Raw genomic sequence first — 14,808 nt, 5'->3', positions numbered from 1 at the left:
CTCCTATCTATGCTACTTGCGGAATGTGCTGATAAACTCCTGAATTAGAGGGTTGGTTGGCCCGTACTTTTCATCGAATTGTTTAATTTGGCTAGCGAACACGGAAGGATCGACTTCATAGATTTTCATTCCCTTATCTGCTAGAGTCTTCTTAAATTCTTCCTCTTGTCCTGAACGCGTCGTTACCGCATATTCGGCTGCTGCATTAATCGCTTCTTCAATAATTTTTTTGTCTTCATCAGGCATCTTGTCAAATGAAGCTTTATTCATTAAAGCAACGGCTGGCCAAACCATGTGATTGGTTACTGCTCCATACTTCGTTACTTCGTGATATTTATTCGTGATGGTTGCATCAAGATCCATGTCCATACCATCAATAACACCAGTCTGGACTGCCGCATATACTTCCGGTAAAGCAAGAGACTCTGGAGATGCTCCTAAAGATTTATACCAGTCTTGTAAAGGCGGGCTTGGCGTTACGCGGAACTTTAATCCCTTCATATCTTCTGGTCCCTTAATTTCGCGATCCTTCGTTAACATGACACGGTTCCCTGCAAACAAATAGTCTAGGCCTTGTAACCCTTGGTCCTCAACCGTAGCCAAGATCTTCTTCGCTACATCTGTACTGCGTGCTGCGTTAGCACTTTCAAGATCCTTAAATGCATACGGAGCAAACCAAGCTGTAAATGCATCAGCTCTTGAACTCATATAGGCGGCTGTAATAAAACCAAAATCAACGGAACCAGCCGTGATCTGCTGAACCATATCCGCCTCACTTCCTAACTGACTGGAAGGGTAGATTTCCATCGTCATCCGACCATCAGAGCGAGCAGCCAACTCCTCTTTAAATTTTTCAGCTGCAAGATGCCACATGTGGTCAGGAGGTGTGATATGCGCAAGTTTAAAAGAATAGGTGGGCTTTGCCTCCGTCTTGCTTTCTTCAGGCTTTTGAGCTGTTGTTGTTGACTCTTGTGTCCCGCCCCCGCCACATGCGGTTGTTAAGACCAATGCAGCACTCATTAATGCCAGACTCAACTTTTTTATTTTTTTCATACCAATGTTGCCCCCTTTTCCTGTATTCGTTTTCATTACTTGCAATTCTTTATTTCCTAAATAGATTATAATATCTGTCATTTCTGGTTAGTGTTAAATAGTTAACGTTTTTTTCTAGTATTTTAATGATTAATAACGTAACTTTGTTGATTATTAAGATAAATATTACTACATTTGTTAATCAATTTACAATATTTTAATATTTAGATTGCTAAAATAGAAGAAGATAAACATTTCAAATAAAACGATATGGATGGGACGATAATGAAAATAAGATCCGCCTTTCTTACTGTATTTAGCGAATATATCTATCCAGATGACGGTAAGATTACAATGTCTGAGCTTATCGCTCTCTTAAGAACACTAAATTATACCGATGAGGCTATCAAAAGTGCGATATTCCGGCTGCGTCAGCAAAGAATGATCTTTTCCTTTAAAGCTGGGGATAAAACTTATTATTCATTCACAGAGGAAGGAATAGAAAAACTGAAGGAAGGGTATACCCCTATACCACAACAAAAAGAAGATACGATCTGGAGCGGGCAATGGCAGCTGCTCATCTATTCATTACCAGAAAAAGAGAGACCACTAAGAGACCAATTTCGTAAGGAGATTAGCTGCTTAGGCTTTGGACAACTGACTCCTGGATCATGGATATCCCCTTATGATTGTTATGATCAAGTACAAAAGCTAGTAAAAAAATATAAAATAGAAGACTATGTCCAAATTTTCAATTCCACCCACTTAGGAACGAAAAATAAAGAGTTTCTCGTTTCCCAGGTTTGGGACTTACAGGATTTAAATGTGAAATACCATTCCTTTATTCAAAAATTCACATCCAATTGTATTCCTCATACAGAAATCACGGAAGCTACAAGCTTTGCCCAACGAGTACTCTTAATAAACGAATATCGACCACTTGTACAGCTAGATCCATTTCTCCCCTGTGACCTTCTACCCAAGAGCTGGTTAGGTAAGCAAGCTTCAGCTATCTTCCACAACCATTATGAGTTACTTGCTGGAAAATCGTTTCAGTATTATCGTAATGTCCGGCTACAACTTGATTCTGTTATGAGAGCGCTACCAACTATCTCAGAGACAGCTAACATGAGATATTAGTTATCATCATGAAGAGCAAAGCTAAAAAGAGAGTAACTCAAAGATGCCAGGCACTTTTGAGTTACTCTCCTCTTTTTTTATTATTTACAACTGAAAGATACACTGCCGAGTTCCGCAAATTGAACGGCAATCGTATCTCCCGGTTCAAACATAATGGCCTCAGATATCGCCCCGCTGAGAACCACGTCACCTTTTCTTAAACCTTTTCCAATAGCACCAAGCTTATTGACCGCCCATGCCACGGAAGTCGCTGGATGGCCTAAAACAGCAGCACCAGCTCCAACAGTTGCCACTTCACCATTTTTAGACATCACCATACCTAGACCTGCCAAATCTAGTCCAATAGGAGACAACCACTTGTTACCCACGATAAAGCGGGAAGAAGAACAGTTATCCGCTATTACATCGGTTAGCGTAAACTTAAAATTAAGATAACGGCTGTCAATGATCTCAATAGCTGGTGCGACATACTGGGTCACACGCAAGACATCTGCTGCCGTAATGTTCGTTCCTTGTAGATCTTCGGCAATAAAGAAGGCAATCTCAGGTTCTGCTTTTGGATGAATGAGCTTATTAAATTCTACAGGTCTCCATTCAGGAACAAGCATGTCATCTGTCAGATAACCATAAATCGCCTCATGAACCCCCATCATTTCCTGCTTTGGTTTGCTCGTTAAACCAAGCTTTAACCCAATGCGTCTAGCTCCCTCTTGCTCTTTTCTCTGGATGAGCTTTTCTTGAATAGCATAAGCTTCTTCAAATGTAAGATTGGGATATTGATCCGTAATCTTGACGACTTCACGACATTCTTTTTCAGCAGATAATAAATAATCAACGATTTCTGTATCTACACCTTGTGTAAGATTCATCATTACACCTCCAACTTTTGAGCTTTCGCTAATTCAGCAGCAACATCAAGAATTAAATCCTCTTGTCCACCAACCGTTTTTCTCTTCCCTAGTTCGATTAGAATATCACGTGGATCTAAACCAAATCTTTTAGCCGCTCTTTCTGCATGAAGAAGGAAACTTGAATATACCCCAGCATAGCCTAAAACTAAACTTCCCTTGTTAATTTCCTGAGCCCGAGGAAGCATTGGCCCTACAATCTCCTCTGCCACATCCATCATTTTATAAAGATCAATGCCTACTTGAACTCCCATACGCTCAAGGACCGCGAGCAATACCTCTGTTTGTGTATTTCCAGCTCCAGCACCTAGGCAACGAACACTACCGTCAATACGAGTGGCTCCCTCTTCAATCGCAGCCATCGTATTCGCAACAGCAACAGAGAGATTGTTATGTCCATGGAATCCAACTTCAATATCCAAGGACTCACGTAAAGCATGGATACGTTCTCTTACTTGATCAGGTAAAAGTGCTCCTGCAGAATCTGTGACATATACCGCTTGAGCGCCATAACTCTCCATGAGCTTAGCTTGCTCTACGAGCTTCTCTACTGGAGCCATATGGGCCATCATGAGGAAGCCAAGAGTCTCCATTCCTAATTCACGAGCCATACTGATATGCTGAGCGGAAACATCAGCTTCTGTGACATGTGTAGCCACACGAACTAATCCTGCCCCTAGTTCACGTGCTTGCTTTAATTCATGAACAGTCCCAATACCTGGCAACAAAAGTACAGCGACAGTTGCTTGCTTACACTCTTCAACAGCAGCTTCTATTAATTTCATCTCGTCGACGAGTGAGCGACCATATTGTAGAGTGGAGCCCCCTAATCCATCTCCGTGGCTCACCTCAATATAGTGCATACCTGCCTCGTCTAGGGCACGGGTTACCTTTCGAACTTGCTCCTCTGTATATTGGTGTGCCATCACGTGACTTCCGTCACGCAAGCATACTTCCGTTATTTTTATAGGCTTGTCACTTTTACGCAACATCTTCTCTTCACCTCTTCTTTTCTACAGCGAATTAGATTCTAGTCTTGCTAGATGATGACGGGCAAAATCCTCAGCAACCCGTGTCGCAGCAGCAGTCATGATGTCTAGATTACCAGCATAGTTCGGGAAGTAATCTCCTGCACCTTCTACTTCTAGAAAAACAGTCACGCGGTTATCATCAAATAACGGTTCTTGTTTTAGCTTATAACCTGGAACGTATTGCTGAACTGTTGCAATCATGCTATGAATCGATTCGAGAATAGCTTCTTGATTCATATTTTTCACTTCACAATAAACTGTGTCTCTCATCAGAATAGGAGGATCTGCCGGATTGAGGATAATAATCGCCTTCCCTTGATCTGCCCCACCTACTTCTTCAATTCCACGACGGGTAGTAATTGTAAATTCATCTATATTAGCTCGAGTACCTGGGCCTGCGCTCTCGCTTGAAATTGTCGCTACAATCTCTGCATAAGAAACATTAGCAACTCGATTGACAGCATGAACAATCGGAATGGTAGCTTGGCCCCCGCAAGTAATCATATTCACATTAGGAACATCGAGATTGGTATCTAAATTTACAGCTGGACATACAAAGGGACCGCGTGCAGCAGGGGTTAAATCAATGGCTAGCTTCCCCATTTCCCCAAGAACCTTCGCATGCCTCACATGCGTTTTGGCTGAAGTTGCATCAAACACGATTTCTGCGAGATCAGGATTATCTATTAAACCTTGGATTCCGTTAGAAAATACCTGATACCCTTTTTCCTTTGCACGTTTTAAACCATCAGATTCTGGATCGATACCGATCATAGCTGTTAATTGTAAAACTTCACTTCTTTCCAGCTTATACATAAGATCTGTTCCGATATTACCGGAACCGATAATGGCTGCTTTTACTTTGCTCACCGTAACCTACCTCCGTTTTTACTCAAATGTAACTGAAACAGAACCTAGCGTACCGAACTGAGCGGTAATGCGATCCCCCTGCTTGACTGTTACTGCACCAGATAGTGCACCAGGTAGGATTAATTCACCGGCTTTAAGGGTAATTCCAAATTCAAATAATTTATTGGCTAACCAGGCAACCGCTTCAGCGGGATGACCGAGTGCAGCTGCCCCTGATCCCGTGGCTACAAGCTCTCCGTTATTGTAAAGAGCCATACCTAGACTTCTTAGGTCTACTCCATCAATTGAACTTAACTGGTTGCCCACTACAACCTTTGCGGAGGATCCATTGTCAGCGACTGTGTCTATTAATTTAATCTTCCAATCAGCAATACGGCTATCTATAATTTCAAGCGTAGGAACAACATACTTTGTAGCCATCAAGACATCAAGGTAATTTACATTCGGTCCGACCAAATCCTGTCCGAGAATAAATCCTATTTCCGCTTCAATTTTAGGACTAACCATATCGCTTATCTTCACTTTATCGCCATCAGATACTTGCATGTCATCAAGCAAATGACCATAATCCGGCTCATCTACTCCTAGCATTTTTTGCATCGCTACACTCGTCAAACCTACCTTTTTCCCTATGATCTGACGGCCTGCGGTCTGTTTTTTCTTCATGACTTCTAATTGAATCTGGTAAGCATCCGTTACTGTTAATTCAGAAAATCTTTGTGTGAGCGGTGCAACAGGATTTCTTGTTTTCTCCGCTTCTAATAATTCGTCAGCAATGACTTCTACTAATGCACTCATGGAATAAGGCTCCTCCTTTTAAGTTGAGAGATGAAACAAAAGATGCATAAAAGAGTGACGCTCAGGGTCACTCCTTTATACCTATATGTTATAACTTCATCGTTATGGTTTTTGCCTCGGTGTAGAACTCAAAGCTGTGTCGTCCGCCTTCACGGCCAATTCCACTTGCTTTTGATCCACCAAACGGAGTTCTTAAATCTCTATAGTACCAGCAGTTGATCCATAACAATCCAGAGTTAATCTTGGACGCAACACGATGGGCACGTCGAAGATCGTTCGTCCATACCACTCCTGCAAGACCATAGATGGAATCATTGGCAATTTTAATGGCTTCTTCCTCTGTTTTGAAAGGAATGACGACAAGTACTGGACCAAAGATTTCTTCTTGAGCAACCCTCATCTTATTATCAACATCATAGAGTACTGTAGGCTCATAGAAGTTTCCGTCTGGTAAATCCTCCACTCGCTTACCACCGATCGCTAGTTTCGCTCCCTCGGATAATCCGATTTGCACATAGTTATCAACCGTTTCCAAGTGACTCTTAGAAACTAAGGCCCCCATGTCGGTATCAGGATCTAGAGGGTTTCCTACTTTAATCTTCTTAACGGCAGCCACAAACTTCTCAAGGAACTTTTCATAAACGCTTTCTTGTACAAGCAAGCGTGAACCAGCTAAGCAAATTTCTCCTTGATTTCTATAAATCGCTTCGATAGAACCTGCCACGGCTTCATCTAAGTCCGCATCCTCAAAGACGATATTAGCAGATTTTCCTCCTAACTCTAGGGAAACCGGAATTAATTGAGTAGCCGCATTCTGCATGACGGTTTTACCCGTATTGGATTCCCCTACAAAGGAAATTCTCCTTACGTGCGGATGTGTTGTCATGGCGGTTCCAACAGTGCCGCCCGGACCTGTGATGATATTCAATACACCTGGAGGAAGCCCTGCTTCATTTGCAATCTCCCCCAACATAACCGCACTAAGCGGAGTATAGGAAGCAGGCTTAACCAATACCGTATTCCCTGCAGCTAAAGCTGCGGACGCTTTCCAAGTCATCTGCATGAAAGGAAGATTCCACGGAATGATTAAACTCGTGACTCCAGCTGGTGCATATTTCGAGTAAGACATGTGACGAGATTGGTCATAATGCTCATGATGAACATACTTCGCCATCTCAGCGAAGAATCGCAAATTAGAGGCAGCCCGGGGAATATCAAATCCCCTGCTCTCCTTGATGGGCTTACCAACATCAAGGGTTTCTACTAGAGCTAACTCATCCACTCTTTCCATCACAAGATCTGACATTTTGCAGAGGATCTTAGCTCTTTCTTCTACTGGCATTTCGCTCCAAACACCACTCTCAAACGTACGCTGAGCTACTTCAATTGCCTGTTGTACATCCTGTTCTCCTGCATTGGCCACAGTTGCTAGTTTTTGATTGGTTGCTGGATCAATCGTATCAAAGGTTTCTCCCGACATCGCATCGGTGTATTCCCCGTTAATAAAGAGCTTTGCATCTTTTATTTTGACTTGTTCCTTTTGAATCGAACTCATACGGCAACCTCCTGCTAGTCTTCGATTTCCACTATCATTTCTACTTCTACGGCATTGTTATGCGGAAGCTGTGCCATTCCTACAGCTGATCTTCCATGCTTGCCGATGTCTCCGAATACTTCAACAAGCAGATCGGAGGCCCCGTTCATTACCTTAGGTTGGTCTGTAAAGTCAGGAGTACTGTTGACGAAGCCAAGAATCTTTACAATTCGCTTTACCTTACTTAATTCTCCAACTTCTTGTTTAATAACGGTTAACAGGTTGAGCATACATTGTCTTGCCGCCTCATAGCCCACTTCAATGGTCACATCATCGCCAAGTTTGCCCCTATATTGATTAGTACCCTGTCCTGCAGTAAAAATAAGGTTTCCGGTGCGCACGCAACTCACATAGTTCCCAGCTGCCTGTCTCGGAGCCGGTAATTCATATCCCAATTCTGCCAATCTTTCTTCAGGTGTTAGCACTTGATTGGTCATTTTTTTATCGCCTCTTTTACAGGTATATTGAGGAAACGAAGGGCATTGCCACCTAACATCGCAAGCTTCTGGTCCTCTGTCACTCCCAAGGTATCGTCAATAACGGTGCCTGGAGGAATTTCTCTTAATAAGAACGGATAATCGGAGCCCATAATGACTCGATCATACCCAAAGTTATCCACTAGATAACGTACATTCACAGGATCATTAACTAAAGAATCAAAGTAAAATTTCTTCGCATAAAAACTTGGAGGTTGTTGAATCAAACGTAAATGTGGCCATACCTTCCATCCTTGATCCAAACGGTGAATAATGTAGGGTAATGATCCGCCGCCATGGGCAAAGCAAATCTTTAAGTTGGGGAATTTATCCATAACCCCACCCAAAATTAAGCTTGCCCCGGCTAATGCAGTCTCGCTTGGCATCCCTACGGTATACATCAAGTTATGACGCGGCATTCTCTCTTTGCCTAAAGTTTCCCAAGGGTGAATGAATAAAGGAACTTGCCATTTCTCTGCCATTTCAAAAAACTCAAGGAATGAAGGGTCATCAAGGTTGTTCCCATTCACATTCGTTCCAATCTCAATCCCTTTTAAGCCTAATTCATGTATGCATCGGTCCATCTCACGAATGGCAGCTGTTCCATCTTGCATGGGAACCGTTCCTAGACCAATAAACTTGGTTGGGTATTGTCTTACCGTTTCCGCAATGAAATCATTCTGAATTCGCGACATCAGTTCGGCTTCTTCCGCCGGTGCCCAATAAGAAAAAGTAACTGGAATAGGAGATAGAACTTGAATATCTACTCCTTCTCTCTCCATATCCTGGATCCGCTTCTCCGGACTCCAAACTTGATCGGTTACTTCACGGAATACCTTCCCAGCCACCATGATATTGGCACCGCAAGCGCAAGTACGTTGAAGAAGAGGCCATTTTTCCCCTTGGAAGTGCTTCGTAAGCTCGGAGAAGTTCTCAGGGATAATATGGGTGTGAAAATCTACTCGCATTTCCATTCACTCGCTTCCGGTGGCATTTCGTGTCCGCAATTCTTACACTTGCGCAGCTCTTCACTGCTGTTAAATCCATAGATGGCTTCTTTTACTTGGGTTTCAATATTGGTTAACTGAACGGTCACGCGATGCATCTCATGGTCACACTCATCGCAGTACCAAACAAAGCTTTCTAACTCTCCTTCTGCACGATTACGCTCAATAACAATCCCAATTGTATCGGCTACTCGATGAGGAGAATGAGGAACGTTGGCAGGCAACAAGAACATTTCCCCTTCATTTACTGTGACAACTTCTCTCTTGCCCTCTTGATTGATAATCTCAACGTAGCAGCTTCCCTTTAATTGGTAGAAGATCTCTTCCGATGGATCCACGTGAAAATCACGACGCTTATTAGGTCCGCCCAGAAGCATGACCATCATTTCTGCATCTTTCCAAATCAATTTATTATTTACTGGTGGTTTTAATTGATCTTTGTTCTCTTCGATAAACTTCCATAGATTAATAGGAGGGAGGGCAGCCTTTACCGCTTCACTTTTCATAATTACAATCCCCTTTCATGATTTCCTTATCTTAAAGCCTTCTGCATGTGAACCACTTCTTTAGCTAAATGATTAATTCTGCTAAGGACTTCCTCATCTACGATTTCATTCTGACGATTGAAATGATCATTGTGAGCATAAACATATCCAGGAGCAACATAAGCGCGGAAATAACCAGCTATTGGTTTTAATTGATTTTCAACACCATATCTATAACTTTTTTCGTATCCCCCGTGTAAGTAGAGGGATCTCGCCCATCACAAAACGCTACATCATAATCCAACATGTCAAGATGTTTTAGAGCCTGTAATGGGTCCCGAAATTCCAAGCAGTTTCACGAGCAAGCTCCTCCTTCTTTTTCTCCGACTGGCCATCCCAAGAGAGAATGAGATTGCTGCAAATCACCTTGTGCGATTAATTCACGAATTCTAGTAGAAGAGATTCTCTTACCTCCTGAACAGCAAACGGGTTCAGTCACTTGAACTTGGAAAAACTGCGAGAGGAGAGATACATCTCCTTCTCGATTCCTTCCAAATCGAAAATCTTCCCCCACCATAATCTCAAGTGGATTTAATCTTGCCAGACCTTGAATAAATCGTGATGAACTGCGTTTCGCATAAGACGTATTAAACTTAGCGACGATGGCATGTTCTACTCCTAATTCAGCCAATCTCTGCAATTTCTCATCTATCGGTGTAAGCATCTGAACACCTTGGAAATAGTTGCGAGGAGGTGGATCAAAAGTAAACACCACGCTTGGTACTTTCAGTTCCCTACTTCGATTCACAGCTTCTCGAATGACTGCTTGATGGCCTTGATGAACTCCATCAAAGGCACCGATAGCCACAATGGAAGCTGTTAGAAAGAGTGAGCCTTCTGCATGCGTTTTCATTTTCCCACCTCCTCTTCAACTGGTTGATTACTTATTGGATACTGGTTCTTTTACATTCAGTACACTTAATGCTTCATCTACCATGTTAAATGAACGTTGACGCTTGTAATTGTTGTAGAAAATCGCTCTCTTACGAATTGGATCTCCTGTATAGTAGCGCTCATATTGCAATAGTCGCTGACCAAAAGCTTCTCCACATAAATCCCAAGCTAACTTGAATACTTGAATACGTTCGTTAGCTCCAACCCCTTCTTTACCTACATAGTAGTTGTTGAGATCTTCAGCAATCTCAGGGTTATTAAAGTCTCCTTCTGTTGGGGACATGAGCAATCCGCCTGCTCCAATAATCTGCATGACTTCGATCGCACGCGGATACATCGTAGGCATTAAGCCTCTGATGGTTTCAAGCGCTATCCAATCCGGCATTGCCTCTCCCTGGGCAGTCACTTCGAAATCGTATTCTGCTGCCTTCAATAAAGCTTTAATGGTTTCAACTGCTTGGATAAGTTCTCCAAGGTCATTCTGAACGTTTAGGTAAACATCTACCCCGATGGATTCTGCAACCTTAACGGCTACTTCTGTTGCAAATTGAAGTTTAATTAATCCTCTTACACCAGACTGATGGGCCGGCTGTTGGGCAATCCCTGTCTTCGGGTAGAGTAGGTTCGCTGCTTCTACATTGTTATAAAGGAATACACGATTCCAAGGAACGGTCACATTATCAAACACCAATACAGCATCTTGTTCTTCAAATCTTGAAGCTAACGGGTGATCATACAACGGACGTTCTCCATTTTGCATTGGTTCACGGCAGATCATACGAAGTCCTGGAGTATCAATTGGTAAGGCAAATGCTAATGCATAGCGCTCGTCACCTGGCTTAAAGCCTGGGAAGGAGTAGACAATAACTTCATCCGTAATCGGGGCGAGTGTCGCTAGCATCTTAGCGCCTCTTACGACTAATCCTTCAGGTGTTTCTTCTACTGCACCTAGATGCGTAAAGGTATCTTTCTGCTCATGAGAAGTCTTGCTGCGGTCATTTTGGGGATTGATAATGGCATGAGTTAAGAACAAGTCATTATCACGAATATGGCGGTAGTAATTTTTAATATTTTCTGCCCAGTCTTTGTTGTATTTTTCAAAGAACCAAGAATTGTAAGCCATAGATGTAACAACGGTATTCAAGAAATCTGGCGTTCTTCCCATTAGGCCGAACGTAGCTTTAGCAAACTCTTCAAATACGGCTCTTCTCTTCTGGAGACCATCATAATCCTTCGGCACGAAAAAGGCATTATTGACTCTTTCTCCAGTTTCTTCACATACGTGAGTAATCTTCTCTTGGTAGGCTGGATCGTGCTGCATATCATATAATTTAGCAATCTCTAGGATTGGTTGCTTGAAAACGGGCTCATCAAACAAGTTTGTGATCTTTCGTCCAGACATATAAACATTCGGTTGTCTTGATTTTAACGCTTCAATATATTGAGCCCCCGTACGGATTCCCATATTTTATTCCTCCCTTAAATTTTTTGTTTTTATCTTACTGCCTGTTCATAATTGAATTATAATATTGAATCATCAAAACAACTGTAAGGTAGTTAACGTATTTTTTCGTTTTTCATGATGTTAATTCACTGATTCAAATCTTCCTATTACCACGATTATTGTAAAAATTGTGTAAACCATTTATAATAAATCCTGAAAGTTTATTTTCGTTACGACGGTATCAAATCCATATTTTAGGAGTGAGAGGAATGGCGACTGTATTTGAAACCGTATACAATTGGGAACCTTACTTAAAGTTTGGAACAAGACAATTTATCAAAAAGAAAACAGAGATCTATAGTCAGGGCTCCATCGGCGACGGATTCTATTATCTGCATAAAGGACTAGTAAGAATTGTGACCTCCACAGCAAAAGGCAAAGAGAGGATCCTGAACATTGTCGTTCCTGGCCAACTATTAGGCGTTCAAAGTATGGATAATCGTGCTCACTTTACAACCGCTATCACGGTAAAAGACTCCGTACTCTACTATTTCCCATGTGATCCTTTCAAGGATCTAATCAAGGAGCACCCCGCTTTGCGTAACGTCTTTACTCAAACTGTCATCCATAAGATGAAGATCCTATTGGATGGTATCAATCTTAATAGCCTTTCATCCGAACAACAGATTGCCGTCCTGCTTTTAAATATCTGTGATGATTTCAAGAACTATGAAGTTCCCTTATCGCAACAGGATCTTGCGAATTGTACCGGTCTCACTCGAATTACGGTATATAAGATTTTGAAGGACTGGAAAGATCATAAAATTATTCAAGTACAAAACCGCAGCTTCGTGATTAATCGACCTGATCTTTTACGAGCACTTGTGAAAGAAAGCGTTAACAATACCTAAATAAAAAAGAGGGAAGGAATTTTATCCTACCCTCTTTCCTGCTTATCTACTTTTCAGCGTTCATCTTTCCGATCTCTATCATTTTCTCCATGTCCAAAATTTCTACTTCCCTACCTGACATTTCAATTAGTCCTTGTTGTTTCCACTTTTGAAAAGTCTTATTGACCGTAATTCTAGAGGTTCCAATATACTGCGCAAATGAAGATTGATCAATAGCAATCCTCCCATTCTCCTGTATGAGCTTCAGAAGATAATGAGCCATCTGCTGCTCTACTGGACTATCAAGTAAGGAGATGATCTCTGCTAGTAGTCTAAATTTATAGATAATTAAATTTGTAAAAATCGTGGCTGCCTTAGGATGTTCAGAGCAAACGGTAGCTAGAGCCTCATCAGAGAAATAATACAAGATGGAAGGCACGGTCGTAACGGCACTAGTTAAATAGTTTTCCTTGTGTACACCATGTTCACCTAACGTCATACCCTCGGGGACGTAGTTTACAATCCGTTCATCTCCCTTATCTGAGAGCAGTAGAATCTTTACTCCTCCTTGACTCAGATAATAGAACCCTTTCCCACTTTCGCCTTGACGATAAATGACAGTATTCTTCTCTAGTTCAAGCTTCTGTCCATAATCTAAAAAGGGTTCCCATGTGTGGCGGAGTTCTAACATTTGATCACCTTTTCTAGTAAGTCTCTATCTTCTATTATATCATTCTTTTTAAGGATAACCAAATTAAAGGCTGCTCCTTTAAATCGGTTATTACCGACTTAAAGGAACAGCCTCTTGTAATGATTAGGAATGTTGGAATTGTTCTTCTTCCGTAGATCCTGTTAAAGCGGTAGTAGAAGATTTTCCACCAGAGATGGCGAGAGAAACTTCATCGAAGTAACCCGTACCTACTTCACGTTGGTGACGAGTTGCCGTATAGCCATGAACTTCAGCAGCGAATTCAGCTTCTTGAAGTTCGGAATAAGCAGCCATTCCGCGGTCTCTATATCCACGAGCTAATTCAAACATGCCGTAGTTGAGAGCATGGAATCCAGCCAAAGTAACGAATTGGAATTTATACCCCATTTTCCCTAATTCCGATTGGAAGTTAGCAATCGTCTCATCATCCAACTTCTTCTTCCAGTTAAAAGAAGGTGAACAATTGTATGCTAATAATTTACCTGGATACTTGGCGTGGATCGCTTCTGCAAAGCGGCGGGCTTCTTCAATATTTGGCTCAGAAGTCTCACACCAGATCATATCGCAATACGGTGCATAGGCTAAACCACGTGCAATGGCTTGATCTAAGCCAGGCTTCGTATAGTAAAATCCTTCTGTAGTCCTTTCACCTGTCAAAAATTCTTGATCATATGGGTCAGCATCACTCGTGATCAGGTTCGCTGCATTTGCATCCGTACGAGCGATAATCACGGTTGGCACCCCCATAACATCTGCTGCCAATCGAGCTGCGATGAGATTGCGTACAGCCGTTTGGGTTGGGAGCAACACTTTCCCTCCTAAGTGCCCGCACTTCTTCTCGGAAGATAATTGGTCTTCTAGGTGAACTCCACCTGCACCGGCTTCAATCATCGCCTTCGTAAGTTCAAATACATTCAAAGGACCACCGAACCCGGCTTCCATATCGGCAACAATAGGAGCAAACCAATACGTATCTCCTTTGCCTTCCGCTTGTTGAATTTGATCTGCACGTTGAAGGGCTTGATTAATTCGCTTAACTACATGAGGTACACTGTTGGCAGGGTATAGACTTTGATCCGGATACATATGACCAGAAAGATTGGCATCTGCTGCAACTTGCCAGCCGCTTAAATAAATTGCCTTAAGCCCTGCTTTCACCTGTTGCATGGCTTGATTTCCGGTAAGAGCTCCAAGAGCATTAATGTAATCCTCTGTATTCACTAGATTCCACAGACGTTCCGCTCCCATACGAGCTAGGGTTTGTTCTACTACCACAGAGCCACGAAGCTTAACGACCTCTGCTGATGAGTACGTTCTCTCCACACCCACCCAACGATTGGACTTCCAGCTTTCTTCGATTTGGCGGATTTGTTCTTCTCTATTCATTGTCATTGTTCTTCTCTCCCTCATTTTTTATGTAAATTATTGGATACCAAAATAACCAACTGTTATGCATTAATTTTATTTGAT

General features: G+C 42.1%; 15 protein-coding genes and 1 pseudogene. 2 read left to right on the top strand and 14 right to left on the bottom strand.

Features of this window, described 5'->3' with window-relative positions:
- Positions 1-12: 12 nt before the first annotated feature.
- Entirely contained in the window at positions 13-1,053 is a 1,041-nt protein-coding gene (locus EIZ39_RS04835) for a TRAP transporter substrate-binding protein (RefSeq protein WP_129198045.1), read from the bottom strand.
- A 264-nt stretch (positions 1,054-1,317) separates the two neighbouring features.
- Here EIZ39_RS04835 and EIZ39_RS04830 point away from each other — a divergent pair, with 264 nt between their 5' ends.
- Positions 1,318-2,172, top strand: coding sequence for a PaaX family transcriptional regulator (locus tag EIZ39_RS04830; protein WP_164984900.1), 855 nt, complete (start codon positions 1,318-1,320; stop codon positions 2,170-2,172).
- A gap of 80 nt (positions 2,173-2,252) precedes the next feature.
- Here EIZ39_RS04830 and EIZ39_RS04825 read toward each other — a convergent pair whose 3' ends face one another.
- From EIZ39_RS04825 to EIZ39_RS04775, 11 genes and pseudogenes are all read right to left on the bottom strand, one after another.
- On the bottom strand, positions 2,253-3,041 hold the full coding sequence (locus tag EIZ39_RS04825) for a 2-keto-4-pentenoate hydratase (RefSeq protein ID WP_129199102.1): 789 nt from the start codon (positions 3,039-3,041) through the stop codon (positions 2,253-2,255).
- 2 nt (positions 3,042-3,043) lie between these two features.
- On the bottom strand, positions 3,044-4,072 hold the full coding sequence (gene dmpG, locus EIZ39_RS04820; protein WP_129198041.1) for a 4-hydroxy-2-oxovalerate aldolase: 1,029 nt from the start codon (positions 4,070-4,072) through the stop codon (positions 3,044-3,046).
- 21 nt (positions 4,073-4,093) lie between these two features.
- The gene (locus EIZ39_RS04815; RefSeq protein ID WP_129198039.1) at positions 4,094-4,981 is read right to left on the bottom strand and encodes an acetaldehyde dehydrogenase (acetylating); all 888 of its coding nucleotides are present in this window, start codon (positions 4,979-4,981) and stop codon (positions 4,094-4,096) included.
- Positions 4,982-4,999: 18 nt separating this feature from the next.
- Entirely contained in the window at positions 5,000-5,779 is a 780-nt protein-coding gene (locus EIZ39_RS04810) for a 2-keto-4-pentenoate hydratase (RefSeq protein WP_129198037.1), read from the bottom strand.
- An 88-nt stretch (positions 5,780-5,867) separates the two neighbouring features.
- Positions 5,868-7,334, bottom strand: a complete 1,467-nt coding sequence (locus EIZ39_RS04805) for an aldehyde dehydrogenase (RefSeq protein ID WP_129198035.1) — start codon at positions 7,332-7,334, stop codon at positions 5,868-5,870.
- 14 nt (positions 7,335-7,348) lie between these two features.
- Positions 7,349-7,810 carry a RidA family protein gene (locus EIZ39_RS04800; protein ID WP_129198033.1) on the bottom strand — a complete coding sequence of 154 codons (462 nt, stop codon included), beginning with the start codon at positions 7,808-7,810 and terminating at the stop codon, positions 7,349-7,351.
- Positions 7,807-8,823 (bottom strand): amidohydrolase family protein, encoded by a 1,017-nt coding sequence (locus EIZ39_RS04795; RefSeq protein WP_205668512.1) that lies wholly within the window; start codon positions 8,821-8,823, stop codon positions 7,807-7,809. The genes EIZ39_RS04800 and EIZ39_RS04795 overlap by 4 nt, the downstream gene beginning before the upstream one ends.
- Entirely contained in the window at positions 8,808-9,362 is a 555-nt protein-coding gene (locus EIZ39_RS04790) for a 3-hydroxyanthranilate 3,4-dioxygenase (protein ID WP_129198031.1), read from the bottom strand. The genes EIZ39_RS04795 and EIZ39_RS04790 overlap by 16 nt, the downstream gene beginning before the upstream one ends.
- Before the next feature lie 26 nt (positions 9,363-9,388).
- Positions 9,389-9,700 (bottom strand): annotated as a pseudogene (locus EIZ39_RS27215) (hypothetical protein).
- Positions 9,697-10,254 (bottom strand): FAD synthetase, encoded by a 558-nt coding sequence (locus EIZ39_RS04780; RefSeq protein ID WP_129198029.1) that lies wholly within the window; start codon positions 10,252-10,254, stop codon positions 9,697-9,699. Before EIZ39_RS04780 ends, EIZ39_RS27215 begins: the two are co-directional and overlap by 4 nt.
- A gap of 27 nt (positions 10,255-10,281) precedes the next feature.
- The gene (locus EIZ39_RS04775) at positions 10,282-11,760 is read right to left on the bottom strand and encodes a 4-hydroxyphenylacetate 3-hydroxylase family protein (RefSeq protein ID WP_129198027.1); all 1,479 of its coding nucleotides are present in this window, start codon (positions 11,758-11,760) and stop codon (positions 10,282-10,284) included.
- Positions 11,761-12,008: 248 nt separating this feature from the next.
- Between EIZ39_RS04775 and EIZ39_RS04770 the strand changes: the two genes are divergently transcribed.
- Positions 12,009-12,650: a Crp/Fnr family transcriptional regulator gene (locus EIZ39_RS04770; protein ID WP_129198025.1), complete on the top strand. Its 642-nt coding sequence runs from the start codon at positions 12,009-12,011 to the stop codon at positions 12,648-12,650.
- 46 nt (positions 12,651-12,696) lie between these two features.
- Here EIZ39_RS04770 and EIZ39_RS04765 read toward each other — a convergent pair whose 3' ends face one another.
- Together EIZ39_RS04765 and aceA are read right to left on the bottom strand one after the other, a co-directional pair.
- The gene (locus EIZ39_RS04765) at positions 12,697-13,320 is read right to left on the bottom strand and encodes a Crp/Fnr family transcriptional regulator (RefSeq protein ID WP_129198023.1); all 624 of its coding nucleotides are present in this window, start codon (positions 13,318-13,320) and stop codon (positions 12,697-12,699) included.
- A gap of 123 nt (positions 13,321-13,443) precedes the next feature.
- Complete coding sequence (gene aceA, locus EIZ39_RS04760) at positions 13,444-14,724, bottom strand: isocitrate lyase (protein ID WP_129199098.1); 1,281 nt, start codon at positions 14,722-14,724, stop codon at positions 13,444-13,446.
- Positions 14,725-14,808: the final 84 nt, after the last annotated feature.

This window comes from Ammoniphilus sp. CFH 90114 (genome assembly GCF_004123195.1).
Lineage (GTDB): Bacteria > Bacillota > Bacilli > Aneurinibacillales > RAOX-1 > YIM-78166.
Note: the sequence above shows the minus strand (reverse complement) of the source record. Positions and strands in the feature narration are given on the sequence as shown.

What these genes read in the sequence shown, in the direction of transcription:
- EIZ39_RS04835 (WP_129198045.1), bottom strand. Translation starts at nt 1,053, where the DNA reads ATGAAAAAAATAAAAAAGTTGAGTCTGGCATTAATGAGTGCTGCATTG.
- EIZ39_RS04830 (WP_164984900.1), top strand. Translation starts at nt 1,318, where the DNA reads ATGAAAATAAGATCCGCCTTTCTTACTGTATTTAGCGAATATATCTAT.
- EIZ39_RS04825 (WP_129199102.1), bottom strand. Translation starts at nt 3,041, where the DNA reads ATGAATCTTACACAAGGTGTAGATACAGAAATCGTTGATTATTTATTA.
- dmpG (WP_129198041.1), bottom strand. Translation starts at nt 4,072, where the DNA reads ATGTTGCGTAAAAGTGACAAGCCTATAAAAATAACGGAAGTATGCTTG.
- EIZ39_RS04810 (WP_129198037.1), bottom strand. Translation starts at nt 5,779, where the DNA reads ATGAGTGCATTAGTAGAAGTCATTGCTGACGAATTATTAGAAGCGGAG.
- EIZ39_RS04805 (WP_129198035.1), bottom strand. Translation starts at nt 7,334, where the DNA reads ATGAGTTCGATTCAAAAGGAACAAGTCAAAATAAAAGATGCAAAGCTC.
- EIZ39_RS04800 (WP_129198033.1), bottom strand. Translation starts at nt 7,810, where the DNA reads ATGACCAATCAAGTGCTAACACCTGAAGAAAGATTGGCAGAATTGGGA.
- EIZ39_RS04795 (WP_205668512.1), bottom strand. Translation starts at nt 8,823, where the DNA reads ATGGAAATGCGAGTAGATTTTCACACCCATATTATCCCTGAGAACTTC.
- EIZ39_RS04790 (WP_129198031.1), bottom strand. Translation starts at nt 9,362, where the DNA reads ATGAAAAGTGAAGCGGTAAAGGCTGCCCTCCCTCCTATTAATCTATGG.
- EIZ39_RS04780 (WP_129198029.1), bottom strand. Translation starts at nt 10,254, where the DNA reads ATGAAAACGCATGCAGAAGGCTCACTCTTTCTAACAGCTTCCATTGTG.
- EIZ39_RS04775 (WP_129198027.1), bottom strand. Translation starts at nt 11,760, where the DNA reads ATGGGAATCCGTACGGGGGCTCAATATATTGAAGCGTTAAAATCAAGA.
- EIZ39_RS04770 (WP_129198025.1), top strand. Translation starts at nt 12,009, where the DNA reads ATGGCGACTGTATTTGAAACCGTATACAATTGGGAACCTTACTTAAAG.
- EIZ39_RS04765 (WP_129198023.1), bottom strand. Translation starts at nt 13,320, where the DNA reads ATGTTAGAACTCCGCCACACATGGGAACCCTTTTTAGATTATGGACAG.
- aceA (WP_129199098.1), bottom strand. Translation starts at nt 14,724, where the DNA reads ATGAATAGAGAAGAACAAATCCGCCAAATCGAAGAAAGCTGGAAGTCC.